18 protein-coding genes are annotated in these 20,516 nt (G+C 59.5%); 1 reads left to right on the top strand and 17 read right to left on the bottom strand.

Annotated features, from left to right (window positions below):
• Positions 1-34: 34 nt before the first annotated feature.
• The 17 genes from ABTV87_RS05720 to rpsB all read right to left on the bottom strand — a co-directional run bounded on the left by ABTV87_RS05720 (position 35) and on the right by rpsB (position 19,338).
• Complete coding sequence (locus tag ABTV87_RS05720; protein WP_007954801.1) at positions 35-982, bottom strand: acetyl-CoA carboxylase carboxyltransferase subunit alpha; 948 nt, start codon at positions 980-982, stop codon at positions 35-37.
• Positions 983-1,121: 139 nt separating this feature from the next.
• Positions 1,122-4,643: a DNA polymerase III subunit alpha gene (gene dnaE, locus ABTV87_RS05715; protein ID WP_221532913.1), complete on the bottom strand. Its 3,522-nt coding sequence runs from the start codon at positions 4,641-4,643 to the stop codon at positions 1,122-1,124.
• A gap of 76 nt (positions 4,644-4,719) precedes the next feature.
• The gene (rnhB, locus tag ABTV87_RS05710) at positions 4,720-5,346 is read right to left on the bottom strand and encodes a ribonuclease HII (protein ID WP_007954798.1); all 627 of its coding nucleotides are present in this window, start codon (positions 5,344-5,346) and stop codon (positions 4,720-4,722) included.
• Between the two features lie 11 nt (positions 5,347-5,357).
• A complete protein-coding gene (gene lpxB / locus ABTV87_RS05705; RefSeq protein ID WP_011332691.1) occupies positions 5,358-6,488 on the bottom strand; it encodes a lipid-A-disaccharide synthase in 1,131 nt (376 codons plus the stop codon).
• A 2-nt stretch (positions 6,489-6,490) separates the two neighbouring features.
• Entirely contained in the window at positions 6,491-7,267 is a 777-nt protein-coding gene (gene lpxA, locus ABTV87_RS05700) for an acyl-ACP--UDP-N-acetylglucosamine O-acyltransferase (protein WP_007954792.1), read from the bottom strand.
• Complete coding sequence (gene fabZ / locus ABTV87_RS05695; protein WP_003222142.1) at positions 7,264-7,704, bottom strand: 3-hydroxyacyl-ACP dehydratase FabZ; 441 nt, start codon at positions 7,702-7,704, stop codon at positions 7,264-7,266. Before fabZ ends, lpxA begins: the two co-directional genes overlap by 4 nt.
• A gap of 106 nt (positions 7,705-7,810) precedes the next feature.
• Positions 7,811-8,866 (bottom strand): UDP-3-O-(3-hydroxymyristoyl)glucosamine N-acyltransferase, encoded by a 1,056-nt coding sequence (lpxD, locus tag ABTV87_RS05690; RefSeq protein ID WP_007954790.1) that lies wholly within the window; start codon positions 8,864-8,866, stop codon positions 7,811-7,813.
• A 3-nt stretch (positions 8,867-8,869) separates the two neighbouring features.
• A complete protein-coding gene (locus ABTV87_RS05685) occupies positions 8,870-9,373 on the bottom strand; it encodes an OmpH family outer membrane protein (protein ID WP_003222140.1) in 504 nt (167 codons plus the stop codon).
• 45 nt (positions 9,374-9,418) lie between these two features.
• On the bottom strand, positions 9,419-11,794 hold the full coding sequence (bamA, locus tag ABTV87_RS05680; protein ID WP_007954787.1) for an outer membrane protein assembly factor BamA: 2,376 nt from the start codon (positions 11,792-11,794) through the stop codon (positions 9,419-9,421).
• Between the two features lie 74 nt (positions 11,795-11,868).
• Complete coding sequence (rseP, locus tag ABTV87_RS05675) at positions 11,869-13,221, bottom strand: sigma E protease regulator RseP (protein WP_007954785.1); 1,353 nt, start codon at positions 13,219-13,221, stop codon at positions 11,869-11,871.
• A 53-nt stretch (positions 13,222-13,274) separates the two neighbouring features.
• Positions 13,275-14,465 carry a 1-deoxy-D-xylulose-5-phosphate reductoisomerase gene (gene ispC, locus ABTV87_RS05670; RefSeq protein ID WP_375745670.1) on the bottom strand — a complete coding sequence of 397 codons (1,191 nt, stop codon included), beginning with the start codon at positions 14,463-14,465 and terminating at the stop codon, positions 13,275-13,277.
• The gene (locus ABTV87_RS05665; RefSeq protein WP_007954781.1) at positions 14,462-15,268 is read right to left on the bottom strand and encodes a phosphatidate cytidylyltransferase; all 807 of its coding nucleotides are present in this window, start codon (positions 15,266-15,268) and stop codon (positions 14,462-14,464) included. The genes ispC and ABTV87_RS05665 overlap by 4 nt, the downstream gene beginning before the upstream one ends.
• Positions 15,268-16,023 carry a polyprenyl diphosphate synthase gene (gene uppS, locus ABTV87_RS05660; protein ID WP_007954779.1) on the bottom strand — a complete coding sequence of 252 codons (756 nt, stop codon included), beginning with the start codon at positions 16,021-16,023 and terminating at the stop codon, positions 15,268-15,270. Before uppS ends, ABTV87_RS05665 begins: the two co-directional genes overlap by 1 nt.
• 14 nt (positions 16,024-16,037) lie before the next feature.
• Positions 16,038-16,595 carry a ribosome recycling factor gene (gene frr / locus ABTV87_RS05655; RefSeq protein ID WP_007954771.1) on the bottom strand — a complete coding sequence of 186 codons (558 nt, stop codon included), beginning with the start codon at positions 16,593-16,595 and terminating at the stop codon, positions 16,038-16,040.
• A complete protein-coding gene (gene pyrH / locus ABTV87_RS05650; protein ID WP_003222124.1) occupies positions 16,592-17,335 on the bottom strand; it encodes a UMP kinase in 744 nt (247 codons plus the stop codon). Before pyrH ends, frr begins: the two co-directional genes overlap by 4 nt.
• 211 nt (positions 17,336-17,546) lie before the next feature.
• Entirely contained in the window at positions 17,547-18,410 is an 864-nt protein-coding gene (gene tsf / locus ABTV87_RS05645) for a translation elongation factor Ts (RefSeq protein WP_011332682.1), read from the bottom strand.
• A 190-nt stretch (positions 18,411-18,600) separates the two neighbouring features.
• On the bottom strand, positions 18,601-19,338 hold the full coding sequence (gene rpsB, locus ABTV87_RS05640) for a 30S ribosomal protein S2 (RefSeq protein ID WP_008052780.1): 738 nt from the start codon (positions 19,336-19,338) through the stop codon (positions 18,601-18,603).
• Positions 19,339-19,712: 374 nt separating this feature from the next.
• On the opposite strand from rpsB, the gene map reads away from it, so the two are divergent.
• Positions 19,713-20,495 carry a type I methionyl aminopeptidase gene (gene map / locus ABTV87_RS05635; RefSeq protein WP_039769663.1) on the top strand — a complete coding sequence of 261 codons (783 nt, stop codon included), beginning with the start codon at positions 19,713-19,715 and terminating at the stop codon, positions 20,493-20,495.
• The last annotated feature ends 21 nt before the right edge of the window (positions 20,496-20,516 follow it).

Here is a 20,516-nt window from a genome sequence, read left to right as displayed (position 1 = left end):
CAGTGTTTTGCATCGTTGGCCGAAACGGCTCGACTTAGAGGCCGTAGCTCATCAGACGATCGTAACGACGCTTGAGCAGCGCTTCGTTGTCGAACTTCTTCAACATCGCCAGTTGCGAGCTCAGCTCGGCGCGGATCGATGCAGCGGCAGCGGCCGGATCACGGTGGGCGCCGCCCAGAGGCTCGCCGATCACCTTGTCGACGATACCCAGGCCTTTCAGACGCTCGGCGGTGATGCCCATCGCTTCAGCAGCATCCGGCGCCTTCTCTGCGGTTTTCCACAGAATCGAAGCGCAACCTTCCGGCGAAATCACCGCGTAGGTGGAGTACTGCAGCATGTTCAGCTGGTCGCACACGCCGATCGCCAGTGCACCGCCGGAACCACCTTCACCAATCACGGTGGCGATGATCGGGGTTTTCAGGCGAGCCATGACGCGCAGGTTCCAGGCAATCGCTTCGCTCTGGTTGCGCTCTTCGGCGTCGATGCCAGGGTAGGCACCCGGGGTGTCGATGAAGGTCAGGATCGGCATCTTGAAACGCTCGGCCATTTCCATCAGGCGGCAAGCCTTGCGGTAGCCTTCCGGACGCGGCATGCCGAAGTTGCGGCGTACCTTTTCACGCACTTCACGGCCCTTCTGGTGACCGATCACCATCACTGGCTGGTCTTCCAGACGTGCCACGCCGCCCACAATGGCCGCGTCGTCGGAGAAGTGACGGTCACCGTGCAGTTCGTCGAACTCGGTGAAGATGTGGTCGATGTAGTCCAGGGTGTAAGGACGTTTCGGGTGACGCGCCAGACGTGCGATCTGCCAGCTGGTCAGCTTGCCGAAGATGTCTTCGGTCAGCGTCTTGCTCTTGTCCTGCAGGCGGGAGATCTCATCGCCGATATTCAGCGAATTGTCATTACCGACCAAGCGCAACTCTTCGATCTTGGCTTGCAGGTCGGCGATCGGCTGTTCGAAATCTAGAAAATTCGGGTTCATAGGCGTCCGTCTTGGGTCGTGTCCCAAATGAGCTTGGGCCGGCCGGTTGTCTATTCGCGCCCTACCTTAAGGGAGAGGCGCGCTGAGGTCGAGATTAAAAATTCAGGTTGTGGGCAGGCGCTTTGATGGCACCTGCCGGTCAACGGTATTGGAGGAAGACGTTGTCTCGCCCGAACTGGTCACGCAGGGCTTGAATCAAGGCATCCGCCGGGTCGATCCGCCAGGTCTCGCCGAACTGCAGCAAGGTCTTCGCATCGGGGCTGGTGTATTCCATGGTGATCGGGCACGCCCCGCGATGACGCTTGAGCAAATCCCCCAACCAGCGTAGCTGATCGCCTTTCAGGTCTTGGGTCTGCAACTTCAGGCGCAGGCTCTCGGCCAGGTTGGTGCGCGCATCTTCCATGCTCATCACCCGCTTGACCCGCAGCCGCAGGCCGCCGGAGAAGTCATCGTTGCTGACCTCGCCTTCGACCACCACCATCGCATCGGTCTGAAGCAGCGATTGCGCGGAGTGGAACGCATCGGCGAACAGCGACGCCTCGATCCGCCCGGAGCGGTCGTCGAGGGTGATGAAGCCCATCTTGTCGCCCTTTTTGTTCTTCATCACCCGCAGGGCGATGATCATCCCCGCCACGGTCTGGGTGTCCCGGGCCGGTTTCAGGTCGATGATGCGCTGACGGGCGAAACGGCGGATTTCACCTTCGTACTCGTCAATCGGGTGACCGGTCAGGTACAGGCCCAAGGTGTCTTTTTCACCTTTGAGCCGCTCCTTGAGGGTCAGCTCTTTCGCCTTGCGGTGGATTGCATAAACGTCCGCGTCTTCCTCGACGAACAGCCCACCGAACAGGTCGGCGTGACCGCTGTCACGGGTGCGCGCGGTCTGCTCGGCCGACTTGATCGCCTCTTCCATCGCCGCCAGCAGCACGGCGCGGTTGCGGTCGATGTTGGCCTGATAGGCCTTTTGCTCGTCATGGAAGTACGGGCCGAGGCGATCCAGCGCGCCGCTGCGGATCAGACCGTCCAGCGTGCGCTTGTTGATGCGTTTGAGGTCGACCCGGGCGCAGAAGTCGAACAAATCCTTGAACGGACCGGCCTGACGGGCCTCGGTGATTGCTTCCACCGGGCCTTCGCCGACGCCTTTGATCGCACCCAGGCCATACACGATGCGGCCTTCGTCGTTCACCGTAAACTTGAACTCCGAAGTGTTCACGTCCGGCGCATCGAGGCGCAGCTTCATCGTGCGCACTTCCTCGATCAAGGTCACGACCTTGTCGGTGTTGTGCATGTCCGCCGACAGTACCGCGGCCATGAATGGCGCCGGGTAGTGAGCCTTCAGCCAGGCAGTCTGGTACGACACCAGGCCGTAGGCGGCGGAGTGGGATTTGTTGAAGCCGTAACCGGCGAATTTCTCTACCAGGTCAAAAATGTTACCGGCCAGATCCGCGTCGATATTGTTCGACGCGCAACCCTCAATGAAACCGCCGCGCTGCTTGGCCATTTCCTCGGGTTTCTTCTTGCCCATCGCCCGACGCAGCATGTCCGCACCACCGAGGGTGTAACCGGCCATGACCTGGGCGATCTGCATCACCTGTTCCTGATACAGGATGATGCCGTAGGTCGGCGCCAGCACCGGCTGCAAACCTTCGTACTGGTAATCCGGGTGCGGATACGCAAGTTCTGCGCGACCGTGCTTACGGTTGATGAAGTCATCCACCATGCCGGACTGCAGCGGGCCCGGACGGAACAGGGCTACCAGTGCGATCAAGTCTTCGAGGCAGTCGGGCTTGAGCTTTTTGATCAGCTCTTTCATGCCACGGGATTCAAGCTGGAACACCGCGGTGGTTTCGGCCTTTTGCAGCAACTGATAAGTCGGTTTGTCATCCAGCGGGATGAACGCGATGTCCAGCGGCGGCTCGTTGACCTTCGCGCGGTCGCGGTTGATGGTTTTCAGCGCCCAGTCGATGATCGTCAGGGTCCGCAGGCCGAGGAAGTCGAACTTCACCAGACCGGCCGCCTCAACGTCGTCCTTGTCGAACTGGGTCACCAGACCGTCGCCGGCCTCGTCGCAATAGATCGGCGAGAAGTCGGTCAGCTTGGTCGGCGCGATGACTACACCACCGGCGTGTTTACCGACGTTACGCACCACGCCTTCGAGCTTGCGCGCCATCTCCCAGATTTCCGCCGCTTCTTCATCGACCTTGATGAAGTCGCGCAGGATTTCTTCCTGCTCGTAGGCTTTTTCCAAAGTCATGCCGACTTCGAACGGAATCATCTTCGACAGGCGATCCGCCAGGCCGAACGACTTGCCCTGGGCCCGAGCCACGTCGCGAACCACAGCCTTCGCCGCCATGGAACCGAAGGTGATGATCTGGCTTACGGCGTTACGGCCGTATTTTTCGGCCACGTAATCGATTACCCGGTCGCGACCGTCCATGCAGAAGTCGACGTCGAAGTCGGGCATCGATACCCGTTCCGGGTTAAGGAAACGTTCGAACAGCAGGTCATATTCCAGCGGGTCGAGGTCGGTGATCTTCTGCACATAGGCCACCAGCGATCCGGCACCCGACCCCCGGCCAGGGCCAACCGGCACACCGTTGTTCTTGGCCCACTGGATAAAGTCCATCACGATCAGGAAGTAACCGGGGAACCCCATCTGGATGATGATATCCAGCTCGAAATTCAGCCGGTCGACGTAGACCTGACGCTTGGCCTCGTAGTCTTCGGTGGTGTCCTTGGGCAGCAGCACGCTGAGGCGATCTTCCAGACCGTCGAACGACACCTTGCGGAAATACTCGTCGATGGTCATGCCATCGGGAATCGGATAGTCGGGCAGGAAGTGCTTGCCCAGCTTCACGTCGATGTTGCAGCGCTTGGCGATCTCGACGGTGTTCTCGATCGCATCCGGCAGGTCGCTGAACAGCTCGGCCATTTCTTCGGCGCTTTTCAGGTACTGCTGATCGCTGTAGTTCTTCGAACGCCGCGGATCGTCGAGGGCCCGGCCCTCACCGATGCAGACGCGGGTTTCGTGAGCGGCGAAGTCTTCCTGCTTGATGAAGCGCACATCGTTGGTGGCGACCAGTGGTGCGCCAAGCTTGTCGGCCAGGGCCACTGCGCCGTGCAGCTGTTCTTCGTCATTCGGACGGTTGGTGCGCTGGACTTCCAGATAGAAACGATCCGGGAACACCGCCATCCATTCGCGCGCCAGGGTTTCGGCCTCGGCAGGGTTGCCGCCGATCATGGCCATACCGATCTCGCCTTCTTTGGCGGCGGACAGCATGATCAGGCCCTCGTTGGCCTCGGCGACCCATTCACGCTCGATGATGATCATGCCGTTGCGCTGACCTTCGATGAAGCCACGGGAAATCAGCTCGGTCAGGTTGCGATAGCCCTGGGCATTCATGACCAGCAGGCTGAGGCGGCTCAACGGACCATCCGGGTCCTTGTTCGACAGCCACAGGTCGGCGCCGCAGATCGGCTTGATCCCCGCGCCCATGGTGTTTTTATAGAATTTGACCAGCGAACACATGTTGTTCTGGTCGGTCACCGCAACGGCCGGCATGCCCATGCCGGTCAGGGCCTTGACCAGCGGCTTGATCCGCACCAGCCCGTCGACCAGGGAGTATTCAGTGTGCAGGCGTAGATGAACGAATGAAGCCGGCATAGTGATCCTGTCCAGTTACATAGAGACAACAAGGCCCGGATTGTACCGGGCCCCGAACAAAACATCAGCCTCGCCGCTAAACCTGCGCGAGACCTTCCAGCGCTTCATAAGCCTGCCGAACCGGGGCAAAGGAACGCCGGTGAATCGGCGTCGGCCCGAGACGCACCAGCGCTTCCAGATGAACGGGCGTCGGGTAGCCTTTGTGGCCGCCGATGCCGTAACCCGGGTAGATCAATTCGAACGCCGCCATCTCGCGGTCGCGGCTGACCTTGGCCAGAATCGAGGCCGCTGCAATGGCCGGGACCTTGCTGTCGCCCTTGACCACCGCTTCGGAACGCATCGGCAGTTTCGGGCAGCGGTTGCCGTCGATCATCGCCAGTTTCGGCTGGATATGCAGGCCAGCGACGGCGCGCTGCATCGCCAGCATGGTGGCGTGAAGGATGTTCAGCTCGTCGATTTCTTCGACCTCGGCGCGGGCGATGCACCAGCTGAGCGCCTTCTCGCAGATTTCGTCGTAGAGCTTTTCGCGCTTGGCTTCGGTGAGTTTCTTCGAGTCGTTGAGACCGAGAATCGGCCGGTTCGGATCGAGGATCACCGCTGCGGTGACGACCGCGCCGCACAACGGGCCGCGCCCGACTTCATCGACACCGGCCACCAGTTCTTCGACTTCGGCGACCAGGGTGAAATCCAGGCCCATCTGCATGCTTGTCTTGCTCATCGTGTTTGCCCGATCAGGTTCAGAACGGCGTCAGCCGCCTGATTGGAAGCGTCCAGGCGCAGAGTGCGATGAATTTCGTCGAAACCGCGGGTCTGTTCTTCGCCACCGTCGATCAACGGCGACAAGGTCTGGGCGAGCGCCTCGACCGTCGCATCATCCTGCAACAATTCCGGCACCAGCAATCGCTGGGCCAGCAGGTTTGGCAGGGATACGTACGGGCTCTTGACCATGCGCTTGAGAATCCAGAACGTCAGCGGCGCAAGGCGATAAGCCACGACCATCGGGCGCTTGTACAGCAGCGCTTCCAGGGTCGCCGTACCCGACGCGATCAGGACCGCATTGCACGCCGCCAGGGCCAGATGGGATTTGCCATCGAGCAGAGTCACCGGCAGGTCGCGGCCGGCCAGCAGCTCTTCGAGCTGGGCACGGCGCTCGGGGTTGGCGCACGGTATGACGAAACGCACGCCCGGGCGCATGGCCCGCAGGCGTTGGGCGGTATCAAGGAACAGCGCACCCAGACGACTGACTTCGCCGCCCCGGCTGCCGGGCATCAAAGCCACCAGCGGGCCGTCCGGCAGACCGAGTTCGGCCCGCGCAGCGGCGCGATCGGCCTCCAGTGGAATGGTGTCGGCCAGCGTGTGGCCGACGAACCGCACCGGTACGCCCTTCTCTTCGTAGAATCTGGCTTCGAACGGCAACAGCGTGAGCATCAGGTCGCAGCCTTCGCGGATCTTCAGCACCCGCTTCTGCCGCCATGCCCACACCGAAGGGCTGACGTAGTGCACGGTCTTGATCCCGGCCTGACGCAGCTTGAGTTCGATATTGAGGTTGAAATCCGGCGCATCGATGCCGATGAAGACATCCGGCTTTTCAGCGATAAGCGTGGCGATCAGGTCCTTGCGGCGCTTGAGCAATTCACGCAACCGACCGAGAACTTCCACCAGCCCCATGACCGACAGACGCTCCATCGGAAAATAGGAGGTCAGGCCTTCGGCCTGCATCAGCGGGCCTCCGACACCAATGAACTCCACCGCAGGATGCTGTGCCTTGAGGGCACGCATCAGACCGGCGCCCAGAATGTCACCGGAAGCCTCCCCCGCCACCAGCGCAATACGCAGATTGGCCATGGTCAGCGGGTGATGCCGCGGGTCGACGACTGGATGGAGTCACGGAACATCGCGACTTCCGGGAACTGTGCAGACGGCTCGGCCAGTTCGGCCAGCGCCTGTTCGACGGTGAGGCCCTGGCGATACACCGTTTTGTACGCACGGCGCAGGGCGTGAATGGCGTCTTCGCTGAAACCGCGACGGCGCATGCCCTCGAAGTTCATGCTGCGCGCTTCGGCCGGGTTGCCGAATACGGTGACGAACGCCGGAACGTCCTTGCCGATCGCCGTGCCCATGCCGGAAAAGCTGTGGGCGCCAATGTGGCAATACTGATGCACCAGGGTGAAACCGGACAGGATCGCCCAGTCATCAACGTGCACATGGCCGGCCAACGCAGTGTTGTTGACCAGGATGCAGTGGTTGCCGATGACGCTGTCATGTCCGATGTGGGCATAGGCCATGATCAGGTTGTGATCACCCAGGGTCGTTTCGGAACGATCCTGAACGGTGCCACGGTGAATCGTCACGCCTTCGCGGATGACGTTGTGGTCACCGATCACCAGGCGGGTTTCTTCTCCCTTGTATTTCAGGTCCGGCGTATCTTCGCCTACCGAGGAAAACTGGTAGATGCGGTTGTGCTTGCCGATACGGGTCGGACCTTTGAGGATCACGTGTGGCCCGATGACCGTACCCTCGCCGATTTCCACACCTGCACCGATGATCGACCACGGGCCGACCTCGACGCCATCAGCCAGGACGGCCGACGGATCGATGATTGCGCGAGGGTCAATCAAACTCATAGCTTGCGTTCCGCACAGATGATTTCAGCCGAGCAGACCGGTTTGCCATCGACCGAAGCCTGGCATTCGAACTTCCAGATCTGACGCTTGCAGCTGATGAACTTGGCTTCGAGGATCAACTGATCACCCGGCAGCACCGGCTGGCGGAAGCGCAGCTTGTCGGAGCCGACGAAGTAGTAAAGCGTGCCGTCGGCCGGTTTCACGTCAAGCATCTTGAAACCGAGGATCCCGGCAGCCTGAGCCATGGCTTCGATGATCAGCACGCCCGGCATGATCGGATGCGCAGGGAAGTGACCATTGAAGAACGGTTCGTTGATGCTGACATTCTTGTAGGCGCGAATGCGCTTGCCTTCAGTATCCAGCTCCACTACCCGGTCCACCAGCAGGAACGGGTAACGGTGAGGCAGGTATTCGCGAATCTCGTTGATGTCCATCATTTCGGGGGGAAGCCTATGTAAAGATTGGGAGCGCGACTGACGCGCACTCCTCTAGCAAATCAAGGAGGCAGTCCAGAGGCTGTGCACACTTGATATGGAAATGGTATCAGCCTTCAGATGAAGCATTACCGTCGGGGGTCACTTCCCCGGACCGCTTTTCCAGCTGTTTCAAACGTCGCGCGATGTCATCGAGCTGACGAATACGGGCCGCGCTTTTGCGCCATTCGGCCGCAGGTTGCATGGCTGTGCCGGAAGAATAGGCACCCGGCTCGGTAATCGAGTGGGTCACCATGGTCATCCCGGTCAGGAATACGTTGTCGCAAATATCGATGTGCCCGACCAGGCCAACACCCCCGGCGAGCATGCAGTGCTTGCCAATCTTGGTGCTGCCGGAAATCCCCACGCACGCTGCCATGGCGGTATGGTCACCGACCTGCACGTTGTGGGCGATCTGAATCTGGTTGTCGAGCTTCACGCCGTTACCGATCACGGTATCGGCCAACGCACCGCGGTCGATGGCGGTATTCACGCCAATCTCCACATCGTCGCCGATGGTCACGCCACCGATCTGGGCAATTTTCTGCCAGATGCCCTTCTCGTTGGCAAAGCCGAAGCCTTCACCGCCGAGCACGGCCCCGGACTGGATCACCACACGCTTGCCGATCCGCACATCGTGATACAGCGTGACCCGCGGGGCCAGCCAGCCGCCCTCGCCGATTTCACTGCGGGCACCGACGACGCAATGTGCGCCGAGCGTTACGTCCGCGCCGATTCGGGCACCGGCTTCGATCACCACGAAGGGACCGACACTGGCGCTCGGATCGACCACGGCATCCTCGGCGATCACCGCCGTCGGATGAACGCCGGCAGTTGCCTTGGGCTTCGGATCGAACAGATGGGAAATGCGTGCGTAAGCCAGGTAAGGATCCGGCACCACCAGCGCATCACCGGCATAACCTTCCGCGTCGGCAGCCTTGAGCAACAGGGCTGCAGCTTGCGAGCCTGCCAGGTATTTACGGTATTGGGGGTTTGCCAGAAAGCTCAACTGAGCTGGGCCAGCCTCCTGCAAGGTGGCTAGCCCAGTAATTTGCTTCTCGGGGTCGCCACTCAGGGTGGCGCCGAGGAACTCGGCCAACTGGCCGAGCTTGATGGTCACGGTCATGGGTTACTTCAGCTGATTCATGCGCTCGATAACCTGGCGCGTGATGTCGTACTGAGGTTTGACATCGATCACTGCGCCACGCTCGAACACCAGGTCAAAACCACCTTTCTTGATGACTTCTTCCACTGCGCTATCCAGTTTCGGCTTCAGTTGCTTGAGCATTTCGCGGTCGGCAACAGCCTTGGCTTCGTTCAGCTCCTTGGACTGGAACTGGAAGTCACGAGCCTTTTGCTTGAACTCAAGCTCCAGACGCTCGCGCTCGCCTTGCTGCATCTTGTCGCCACCGGCCATCAGACGATCCTGAATGCCCTTGGCGCTGCTTTCCAGGGTCTTGAGTTTGGTCAGTTGCGGGCCGAACTTCTTCTCGGCATCCACGGCGTACTTCTTGGCCGCGTCGGATTCCAGCAGAGCCATCTGATAGTTCAGAACGGCGATTTTCATGTCGGCAAATGCCGGGCCTGCCACCAGTACGGAGGCCAGGAGAACCAATTGAGTCAACTTACGCACGATGCACTCCTACAAAATCCATTGTCGTTATCTTGGGTCAGACGCTTAGAACGTCTGGCCGAGGGAGAATTGGAACACTTGAGTTTCAGCGTCATCCGGTTTCTTGATCGGCATCGCCAGTGCAAAACTCAGCGGGCCCAGTGCGGTAACCCAGGTCACGCCGACACCGACGGAGCTGGCCATGTTGCTGAGGCTGATGTCGTTGCACTGAGTGTTCGATTTAGTACCGTTGGCGTTCGTAGTATCGGAACACTTGGAGTCGAATACGTTACCGACATCCCAGAATACCGAAGTACGCAGGGAACGCTGATCCTTGACGAACGGCAGCGGGAACAGAACCTCGACACCGCCCTGGATCAGGACGTTACCACCGAACGGCAGCGGATCCTGGTCCGGGTCAGCCAATGTGCCCGGGTTGGTGCCTCGGCTCGGCGTACTGCGCGGGCCCAGGGTGCTGTCCTTGAAGCCACGAACCGAGTTGAAACCACCAGCATAGTAGTTTTCATAGAACGGCAAGCCGTCGGTCGAACCGTAACCGTCGCCATAACCCAGTTCGGTGTGCAGGCGCAGGGTGTAGTTTTCGCTGATCGGCTGGAACAGCTGACCACGGTAATCAAGTTTGTAGAACGACAGATCGCTGCCTGGAACGGTGGTTTCCAGCGTCAGGCTCTGGGAGCGACCACGGGTCGGCAATACACCCTTGTTCAAGGTGGACTCGGACCAGCCGGCCGAGGCCTTGAAGTTCAGGTACTTGTCGCCTTCTTTGTTAACGAAGTCGAAAATCTCGTCAACGGTGTAGGTACCGGTCTTGATCTCATCCTGTTGAACGGACAGGCCGAAGGTCAGACGCGAAGTCTCGCTGATCGGGTAGCCCACATTCACGCCGGCGCCCAGGCTGTCTACCGCATAGCTCGCTACGTCGACGTCGAGGTCTTTGTAGTCGGTGGTGCGGTAGAAGGCGTTGTAACCCAGGCTCACGCCATCGGCGGTCCAGTAGGGGTCAACGTAACCGAAGTTGTAGCGGCTCTGGTATTCGCTGCGGGTCAGGCCGACGCTGACGCGGTTACCGGTACCGAGGAAGTTGTTCTGGGTGATCGAACCACCGAGGATCAGACCGGCACTCTGGGCGAAACCGACGCTGGCGGTGATCGAACCGGAAGCCTGCTCTTCAACGCTGTAGTTCACGTCAACCTGGTCATCGACACCTGGCACGGCCGGAGTCTCGACGTTGACTTCCTTGAAGAAGCCCAGACGCTCCAGACGGGTCTTGGACTGGTCGATCAGGTAGGTCGAAGCCCAGCCACCTTCCATCTGACGCATTTCACGACGCAGCACTTCGTCCTCGGACTTGGTGTTGCCACGGAAGTTGATGCGGTTGACGTAGGCACGCTTGCCCGGATCGACAGCAAACAGGATATCGACGGTGTGATCTTCGTCGTGCGGTTGTGGCACGCCGTTGACGTTGGCGAAGGTGTAACCCTCGTTACCCAGACGACGGGTGATCAGCTCGGAGGTGGTGGTCATCAGCTTGCGCGAGAACACCTGGCCTTTCTGCACCAGCAACAGGGACTTGACCTGATCTTCAGGAACCTTCAGGTCACCGCTGAGCTTGACGTCACGAACGGTGTACTTCTCGCCTTCGTTGACGTTGACGGTGATGTAGACGTGCTTCTTGTCCGGGGTGATGGACACCTGGGTCGAAGCGATATCCATGTTGATATAGCCGCGGTCCAGGTAGTAGGAACGCAGACGCTCCAGGTCACCGGACAGTTTTTCACGGGCGTACTTGTCGTCGTTCTTGAAGAACGACAGCCAGTTGGTGGTTTTCAGTTCGAACAGGTCGGTCAGGTCTTCCTCGGGGAAAACCGTGTTGCCAACCACGTTGATGTGCTGAATGGCAGCGACGGTGCCTTCGTTGATCTTCACTTTCAGGCCGACACGGTTGCGCGGCTGCGAGACCACTTCGGTATCGACGGTAGCCGAGTAACGACCTTGTGCAACGTATTGACGTTGCAACTCGTTACGCACGCCCTCGAGGGTCGCGCGCTGGAAGATCTCGCCTTCGGCCAGACCGGATTGCTTGAGGCCTTTCATCAGGTCTTCGGTGGAGATCGCCTTGTTGCCTTCGATCTCGATGCTCGCGACCGATGGACGTTCGACGACCGTGATCACCAGAACGTTGCCTTCGCGGCCCAGCTGGATATCTTGAAAGAAACCGGTTTTGAACAACGCACGAGTGGATTCCACCAGGCGACGATCATCCGCCTGCTCGCCGACGTTCAACGGCAAGGCACCAAAGACGCTACCCGCGGAGACCCGCTGGAGGCCATTGACGCGAATATCAGAGATAGTGAAGGACTCGGCGTGAACTTCGGCGATCATCAATACGGTGAGAACCGCAGTTAGCAGCAGACGTTTCATGAAGTCCTTTCTTATTCCAACTGGCAATAAACAAACTGCCGCAAAATGCGGCAGATTCGCAATTCAGCGAAGCGTTACAGTCGACCCAGATCGTTGACCAGAGCAAGCAACATCACCCCGACCACCAAACTGATACCGATCTGTATCCCCCAACCTTGCACCCGATCCGACAAGGGACGACCACGCGCCCACTCGATCAGATAAAACAACAAATGCCCCCCATCCAGTACAGGAATGGGCAGCAAATTCAGAACCCCCAGGCTAATACTCAGATAAGCAAGGAAATTCAGGAAATCAGCGACGCCCGACTGGGCAGAAGCGCCCGCCACTTTAGCAATGGTTATCGGTCCACTCAAGTTTTTTACCGAGAGCTCGCCGAAGAGCATTTTCTTCAGTGAATCCAGCGTCAGGACGCTCATGGTCCAGGTGCGACGGGCACCCTCGCCAATTGCCGCCAAAGGCCCGTAACTGACCTCGCGGATCATTTCCGGCGGCCAGTCGACAGCCTTAACACCCGCCCCCAGGTAACCGCTTGGAGACTTTTTATCGCCACGCGCGGCCAGTGTCACAGGGACGTCGATTTGAACACCGTCGCGCTCGACGCGCAGCACGATTTTGGTATCAGGACGCGTACGAACGGTGTCGACTACTTGCTGCCAGTCATCCAGCGCCTTGCCATCCAGCGTCAGCAGACGATCGCCGGTTTTCAGCCCGGCTGCCTGGGCCGGACCTTTCGGGTCGAGCTCGGCCAGCACCGGCGGCAATGCCGGGCGCCAAGGGCGAATGCCGAGAGAGCGAATCGGATCCGGCTCGTCAGCCCCCTTGAGCCATTTATCGAGTGCCAGTTCACGAGGCGTATCCGCCGTAGAGCCCTGCTCGCGCACCAGTACCTGCAAGGAACCGCTTTCCCCGAGACGTCGCACCAGTTGCAGGTTGACCGCAGCCCAGCCCGAGGTCGGCTCACCATCGATCGCGACGATCTCCTGGCCGGCGCTCAGTCCGGCCGTTGCGGCGATGCTGCCGGACTCCACCGAACCGATGACCGGGCGAATCTGCTCGCTGCCGAGCATGGCCAGCACCCAGAAGAACACCAGCGCGAGCAGAAAGTTGGCCACGGGGCCGGCCGCCACAATGGCGATACGCTGACGAACAGACTTGCGATTGAAAGACTGATGAAGCTGATCGGCCGGTACTTCGCCTTCGCGCTCATCGAGCATCTTGACGTAACCACCCAGCGGAATGGCCGCGACCACGAACTCGGTACCCTGCTTGTCATGCCAGCGTAGCAGCGGCATGCCGAAGCCCACGGAGAAACGCAGAACCTTGACGCCACAGCGACGCGCGACCCAGAAATGGCCGAATTCGTGAAAGGTGACCAGCACACCCAGAGCGATCAGGGTGCCGGCAATCATATAGAGCGCGCTCATCTACTTTCTCCGCAATCCTGTCCAGTGCCGCGTGAAGCCATGTGTTGCAAGACCTATCGGCCGTGACGACTCAACCACTGTCCGGCCAATGTCCGGGCAGTCGCGTCAGCGGTGAACACCGCATCGAGATTGTCCAGGGCCACCACAGGCTCGAGGTTCAAGACTTCCTCGATGATACTCGCGATTTCCAGGTAGCGAACCCGTCCGTCGAGAAACGCGGCAACCGCCACTTCATTCGCCGCATTGAGCATGGCCGGGGCGCTGTTTCCCGCCTCGGCAGCTTGCCGCGCCAGACGCAGACACGGAAAGCGCTCTTCGTCGGGGGCTTCGAAATCCAGTCGCGCAACAGCGAACAGATCCAGCGGCGCCACGCCCGAATCGATGCGCTCAGGCCAGGCCAGAGCATTGGCAATCGGCGTACGCATGTCGGGATTGCCCAACTGCGCCAGCACCGAGCCGTCCACATAATCGACCAGCGAATGAATCACGCTTTGTGGATGGATCACCACTTCGACTTGCGAAGGCTTGGCATCGAACAACCAGCAGGCCTCGATCAACTCGAGCCCCTTGTTCATCATGCTGGCCGAATCGACCGAGATCTTGCGGCCCATCGACCAGTTCGGGTGTGCACACGCCTGGTCAGGTGAAACATGCGCCAGTTCGGCCATCGGCGTCTGCCGGAAAGGGCCGCCAGAGGCTGTCAGCAAAATCCGGCGGACCCCAACCTTGCTCAACCCGCGAGCAAAGTCCTGCGGCATGCACTGGAAAATCGCGTTGTGCTCACTGTCGATCGGCAGCAGGACCGAACCGCTCTTGCGCACGGCCTGCATGAACAAGGCGCCGGACATGACCAGCGCTTCCTTGTTGGCCAGAAGAATCTTCTTGCCCGCCTCGACAGCCGCGAGGGTCGGACGCAGACCGGCGGCGCCGACGATGGCGGCCATGACAGCATCCACCTCGGGCGCAGCAGCGACCTGACACAAGCCTTCCTCGCCGACCAGCACCTGCGTCGACAGGCCTGCCGCACGCAAATCGTCCTGCAAGCTGCGAGCAGCGCCGGCTTCCGGCACTACCGCGTATTTGGGGAGATGGCGCACACACAGGGCAAACAGTTCGCTCAGACGGGTAAAACCGCTCAGGGCGAAAGCCTGATAACGCTCCGGATGCCGGGCGATGACATCCAGGGTGCTCAGACCGATCGAACCGGTCGCGCCCAGGACGGTAATCTGCTGCGGGCGACTCACGACGCCGCCATCCACAACAGCACCGCGAAGACCGGGATCGCCGCTGTCAGACTGTCGATGCGATCCAGCACGCCACCGTGACCAGGCAGCAGATTACTGCTGTCCTTGATGCCGGACTGACGCTTGAACATGCTTTCGGTCAGATCGCCCACTACCGAGATGAAGACAATCACCGCAGCACCGATCAAACCCTTGAACAGTTGCGCCACCGTCCAGTCACGGAACAGCGCGACCAGGGTGGTGATGACCAGACTCAGCGCCAGGCCGCCATACACGCCTTCCCAGCTTTTGCCGGGACTGACTTGCGGCGCCAGCTTGCGCTTGCCGAACGCACGACCGGAGAAATACGCCCCGATATCAGCACCCCAGACCAGCACCATCACAGCCATGATCAGCCAGTTGCCGAGCGGGTATTGCTTGATCTGCACCAGCCCTTGCCAGGCGGGCAACAGAATCAGCAAACCGATCACCAGCTTGCTGGCGGCACTGGACCAACGCTCGCTGGAACGCGGGTACGTCAACACCAGCCACGTCGCCAGTGCCCACCAGATCACCGAAGCGCCCAGCACCCAAGGCGCCAGCCCCGGCAGGATGTACATGACGAACAGCATCAGCGCGACCACTGCCGCGTAGCCGACACGAAATGCCTGCGCGGTGAAGCCAGCCAGACGCGCCCATTCCCAGGCCCCCAGACTCACGACCAGCCCGATGAACAGGGCAAAACCTGAGCCTTCGAGCAGGAAAAAACCGCCCAGGGCGATCGGCAGCAGAATCAGTGCAGTGATGATGCGTTGTTTAAGCATTAAACCCGGGCTCCAGCTTCAACCTGCTCACTCGTTTTACCGAAGCGACGCTGGCGCAAAGCGAAATCGGCCAGCGCATTGCGCATGGCTTCGTGTTTGAAGTCCGGCCAGAACAGGTCGGAGAAGTACAACTCGGCGTAAGCCAGCTGCCACAAGAGGAAATTGCTGATGCGGTGCTCGCCACCGGTGCGGATGCACAAGTCGGGCAACGGCAGATCACCGGTGACCAGACAGGTCTGCAGCAGATCCGGCGTGATGTCTTCCGGCCGCAGATGACCGGCCTGAACTTCACGCGCCAGACGCTGCGCCGCTTGCGCAATATCCCACTGACCGCCGTAGTTGGCGGCGATCTGCAGGATGAAACGGTTGGCACCGGCAGTCATCGCTTCCGCTTCACGCATGGCCGCCTGAAGCTCAGGATGAAACCGCGTACGGTCACCAATGATGCGCAGACTGATGTTGTTGTCGTTCAGGCGCTTGGCCTCGCGACGCAACGCCTTGAAGAACAGATCCATCAAGGCGCTGACCTCATCGGCCGGGCGCTGCCAGTTTTCACTGGAAAAAGCGAACAGGGTGAGCACCTCGACCTTGGCCTCGGCACACACCTCAATCACCGCCCGTACAGCATCCACGCCCGCTTTATGCCCGGCGACACCCGGCATGAAGCGTTTTTTCGCCCAGCGATTATTGCCATCCATGATGATCGCGACATGGCGCGGCACCGCGGACGGCGCAGTCTGCTTGGTCTTGTCCATTTAAAACTCGACCCTTATACGGCCATCAGGTCTTTTTCTTTCTCGTCCGTGGCCTTGGTGATCTGGGCCTCGGATTCTTTGGTCAGCTTATCGATATCAGCGATGGCACGACGCTCTTCGTCTTCGCTGATTTCCTTGTCCTTGACCAGTTTCTTCAGCTCGCCCAAGGCATCACGACGAATATTGCGCACGGCAACACGCGCGTCTTCAGCAGCGCTACGCGCCTGCTTGGTGAAGCCTTTACGCGTTTCCTCGGTGAGGGCCGGCATAGGGATCAACAGCAACTCACCCAGGTTGGTCGGGTTGAGGTTCAGACCGGCGCTCTGGATTGCCTTGTCGACGGCAGCGAGCATGTTGCGCTCGAACGCCACGACCTGCAGGGTGCGCGAGTCTTTCACGGTGACGTTGGCAACGCCGCTCAGCGGGGTGTCGGTGCCGTAGTAAGGCACCATGACACTGCCGAGGATGCTCGGGTGAGCCTTGCCGGTACGAATCTGGCCGAACGCGTGGTTCAGAGACTCCAGGGATTTCTGCATACGCGCTTGGGCGTCTTTCTTGATTTCGTTGATCATTGTTGGCCTTCCTCGATCAAAGTCCCTTCTGCGCCGCCGTGCACAATGTTCAGCAGGGCACCGGGCTTGTTCATGTTAAATACGCGCAGCGGCATCTTGTGATCGCGGCACAGGCAGATAGCCGTCAGATCCATTACACCCAGCTTGCGATCCAGTACTTCATCGTATGTCAGATGATCGAACTTCTCGGCATGCGGGTCTTTGAACGGGTCAGCGGTGTAGACGCCATCGACCTTGGTCGCCTTGAGCACGACATCAGCGTCGATTTCAATGGCGCGCAGGCAGGCTGCCGAATCCGTGGTAAAGAACGGATTGCCGGTACCGGCCGCGAAGATCACCACGTCCTTGGAGTTCAGGTGGCGCATGGCCTTGCGACGGTCATAGTGATCGGTCACACCAACCATGGAGATGGCCGACATCACGATGGCCGAGATATTGGCACGTTCCAGCGCGTCGCGCATGGCCAGGGCGTTCATCACAGTGGCCAGCATGCCCATGTGGTCGCCCGTGACCCGATCCATACCGGCCTTGCTCAGCGCTTCACCGCGGAACAGGTTGCCACCACCGATCACCAGACCGACCTGGACGCCGATGCCGACCAGCTGGCCGACTTCCAGCGCCATGCGATCCAGCACCTTCGGATCGATCCCGAACTCTTCCGAGCCCATCAGGGCCTCGCCGCTAAGCTTGAGTAGAATGCGTTTATAGCGAGCCTGATAACCACTGCCCTGCTGAGCCATTGCGAATCTCTCCTGCGGCGTATTTTAAAAATTCTTTGCGAGCTGTTTACAGCTGGCGTTCACTCTAGCTTGGCGCTGCTTCAGCGCCATCGGAACATGGCTTTGTAAGTCAGTTCCAAGGGGAAACCAATTAAAAATTGGTAACCCTATCTGAAAAGAGGCTGCGCGCGTGAGCGGGCAGCCTCTTTCGGGCGACAGTTGAAAAACCGTCTTATTGCTTGGCGGCAGCCAGCTGGGCAGCAACTTCTTCAGCGAAGTTGTCGACCGGCTTCTCGATGCCTTCGCCTACTTTGAAGTAGGTGAAGGAAACGATTTCAGCGCCGCCTTTCTTGGCCAGCTCGCCAACCTTGATTTCAGGGTTCTTGACGAACGCCTGCTCAACCAGGCTTGCTTCTGCCAGGAACTTGCTGATACGGCCTTTGACCATGTTCTCAACAATGTTTTCTGGCTTGCCTTTGATTTTTTCTTCGTTCAGCTGCAGGAACACAGCTTTTTCACGCTCGATCGCTTCATCGGAGACTTGCGAAGGCAGCAGGAACTCAGGGTTGCTTGCAGCAACGTGCATTGCGATGTCTTTGGCCAGCTCGACGTCGCCGCCTTTCAGGACAACAGCAACACCGATTTTGTTGCCGTGCAGGTAGGTGCCGACTACGTCGCCTTCTACGCGCACCAGGCGACGGATGTTGACGTTCTCGCCTACTTTGGCAACCAGTGCTTCGCGAGCGGCTTCTTGAGCAGCGATCAGCGGAGCTGCGTCGGTCAGCTTGTCAGCGAATGCTTTGTCAACGCTGGCAGCAACGAAGTTTTTGAAGTCGTCCTGCAGAGCCAGGAAGTCGGTCTGCGAGTTGACTTCGATCAGAACGGCAGCCTTGCCGTCGTCCTTGATGGCGATAGCGCCTTCAGCGGCAACGTTGCCAGCTTTCTTGGCAGCCTTGATCGCGCCCGAAGCACGCATGTCATCAATGGCTTTTTCGATGTCGCCGCCAGCCTTTTCCAGGGCTTTCTTGCAATCCATCATGCCTTCGCCGGTACGCTCGCGCAGTTCTTTGACCAACGCTGCAGTAATTGCTGCCATTTTCAAATTCCTCTTGGATAGGTTTTCAACCATTCCACCCGATCGAACGGGCGTTCAATTCTTCCCGAGCCACCTTGTAGCCGCTGCACGTTACAGATGCTGTAGCTGCGCTGCCGACAAATGGTTTTCGAGGTGGCAAAAAGGGGGCCAAGCCCCCTTTTTGCTTACTGAGTCAACGCCAGGGCGTCAATTACTCAGCTGCAGCCTGAGTTTCTTCAGCTGCGAATTCTACAGTACCGCCAGCAACGTTGTTGCGACCGCGGATTACTGCGTCAGCCATCGAACCCATGTACAGCTGGATAGCGCGGATTGCGTCATCGTTGCCTGGGATGATGTAGTCAACGCCTTCCGGGCTGCTGTTGGTATCGACAACGCCGATGACCGGGATGCCCAGCTTGTTGGCTTCGGTGATCGCGATGCGCTCGTGGTCAACGTCGATCACGAACAGTGCGTCTGGCAGACCGCCCATGTCCTTGATGCCGCCCAGGGAGCGATCCAGCTTCTCAAGATCGCGAGTGCGCATCAGCGCTTCTTTCTTGGTCAGCTTGGCGAAAGTACCGTCTTCGGCTTGTACTTCAAGGTCACGCAGACGCTTGATGGAAGCACGAATGGTCTTGAAGTTGGTCAGCATGCCGCCCAACCAGCGGTGATCGACGTACGGCGAACCGCAACGTGCTGCTTCTTCAGCAACGATCTTGCCAGCGGAACGCTTGGTGCCGACGAACAGAATCTTGTTTTTGCCCTGGGCCAGACGCTCTACGAAAGTCAGAGCTTCGTTGAACATTGGCAGGGTTTTTTCAAGGTTGATGATGTGAATCTTGTTACGCGCGCCGAAAATGTATTTACCCATTTTCGGATTCCAGTAACGGGTTTGGTGACCGAAGTGCACACCGGCCTTCAGCATATCGCGCATGTTGACTTGGGACATGATAGTTCCTTGATAAGTCGGGTTGGGCCTCCACGTATCCCAATGACCAACCATTGATCCGAGGATCAACGGCACCCAGGCCATCGTGTCGACACGTGTGTGGGTTAATGCTCTCGGGGCTATCCCCGGAAAGCGGCGCATTTTATACCACAGGGACGACGCAAACGGAACCCGGAATCTGCAATCGCGTCAGGGACATGCGCGCCAGCCCCTTGGAATCGGGACAATGCACCGCATTGTATAGAGAGAAGCGATGCACGCAGGCGCGGATTTGCGCCTTTGGTCTGTTAGAATCGCGTTTTTCGGGGCCGCCATATCAACAGCCGCGCCCCTGTTCGTATCAGCAAGCGCCGCCGAGCGCAGAGAGAGCCTGTATGACCGTCACCCTCAAAACCCCCGAGGACATCGCTGGCATGCGTGTCGCCGGCAAACTGGCCGCCGATGTGCTGGAAATGATTGCCGAGCACGTCAAGCCGGGCGTGACCACCGATGAGCTGAACCAGATCTGCCACGACTATATCGTCAACGTGCAGCAGGCCATCCCTGCCCCGCTCAACTACAAGGGCTACCCGAAGTCGATCTGCACCTCGATCAACCACGTGGTCTGCCACGGTATCCCGAACGACAAGCCGCTGAAAAACGGCGACACCCTGAACATCGACGTCACCGTGATCAAGGACGGTTACCACGGCGACACCAGCCGCATGTTCCACGTCGGTACCGTGCCGGTCTGGGCCGAGCGCCTGTCGCAGGTCACCCAGGAATGCATGTACAAGGCGATCGAAATCGTCAAACCCGGCTGCCGCCTCGGCGACATCGGCGAAATCATCCAGAAGCACGCTGAAAAGAACGGCTTCTCGGTGGTGCGCGAGTTCTGCGGTCACGGCATCGGCAAAGTGTTCCACGAAGAGCCGCAGATCCTGCACTACGGCCGCGCCGGCACCGGCATGGAACTGAAGGCCGGCATGACCTTCACCATCGAGCCGATGATCAACCAGGGCAAGGCCGACACCAAAGTACTGGGCGACGGCTGGACCGCGATCACTAAGGATCGCAAGCTGTCGGCACAGTGGGAACACACTTTGCTTGTCACAGACACCGGCTACGAGATTTTCACCCTGCGCAGCGACGACACCATCCCGCGCATCTCGGCCTGATCCAGACACCGTTCCCAGCCT

The organism is Pseudomonas sp. PSE1(2024) (genome assembly GCF_050990555.1).
In the GTDB taxonomy this organism is placed as follows: domain Bacteria; phylum Pseudomonadota; class Gammaproteobacteria; order Pseudomonadales; family Pseudomonadaceae; genus Aquipseudomonas; species Aquipseudomonas aphyarum.
The sequence above is the reverse complement of the archived record's forward strand: the minus strand, read 5'-3'. Positions and strand labels throughout refer to the sequence as shown.